Here is a 1,001-nt window from a genome sequence, read left to right on the forward strand (position 1 = left end):
GTCCTTCGCAGGCTCAGGATGGCAGAAAAGTAAACATATTACTTCGTCAGATTCTTAAACACCTGTTCCAGCGACTGTTCTTCCTGGCGCAGCCCTAATAATATCCAGCCCTGCTCGGCTGCCAAACGTGAGATGCTGCCGCGCAGGTCGGGGCCGGCGGCGCGGATGCGGTAGGTAGCGGGCGCTGCCTCGACCTCCACGGCCAGAATGCCGGGTAGGGCGCGCAGCGGCGCGGGGTCGATGGGCTGCTCAAACTCAGCGCGGATGAGGGTTTCGCCTTTCGTGCCGGCGGCTAGGTCGGCTACGGGCGAGTCGGCCACCAGTTGGCCGCGGTTGATGATGACTACCCGGCTGCACAGGGCTGTGACTTCGGGCAAAATGTGCGTCGAAAAAATCACCGTTTTATCCTCTCCTACTTCCCGAATCAGGGTGCGGATTTCGCCGATCTGGTTGGGGTCGAGGCCGGTGGTGGGCTCGTCGAGGATGAGCACGCCGGGGTCGTGGATGAGGGCCTGGGCCAGCCCTACCCGCTGCCGGTAGCCCTTGCTCAGGGCGCCGATTTGCTTGTTCTGCTCGCGCCCCAGCCCTACCCTATCCACCATCTGCTGCACGCGGCGGCGAAGCTCGCTGCCCTTCAGCCCGTGCACCGAACCAATGAATTCGAGGTACTCGTGCACGTACATGTCCAGGTAGAGCGGGTTGTGCTCAGGTAGGTAGCCCACGCGGCGGCGCACCTCCAGAGGCTGCTCCGTCACATCGAAGCCGGCCAGCTTCACGGTACCGGCCGAGGGCGGCAGGTAGCCGGTGGCAATCTTCATGGTCGTGGATTTGCCCGCGCCATTCGGCCCCAAAAATCCCAGGATTTCGCCTTTACCCGCCGTGAAGCTGATGTTGTTCACGGCGTTTTGAGCGCCGTAGGTTTTCGTGAGTTTCTCGACCTCTACCATGTACTTTGTTGAATCTTATTCTTAGCCGTCATCCTGAGCCCAGCGAAGGACCTT

Annotated in this window: 1 protein-coding gene; it reads right to left on the minus strand. The window is 61.3% G+C overall.

The annotated features are described in order from the left end of the window. Nucleotides 1-38: 38 nt before the first annotated feature. A complete protein-coding gene (gene gldA / locus KYK14_RS21910) occupies nucleotides 39-947 on the minus strand; it encodes a gliding motility-associated ABC transporter ATP-binding subunit GldA (protein WP_219161765.1) in 909 nt (302 codons plus the stop codon). Nucleotides 948-1,001: the final 54 nt, after the last annotated feature.

Origin of the sequence: Hymenobacter profundi, assembly GCF_019334315.1 — a bacterium.
Lineage (GTDB): Bacteria > Bacteroidota > Bacteroidia > Cytophagales > Hymenobacteraceae > Hymenobacter > Hymenobacter profundi.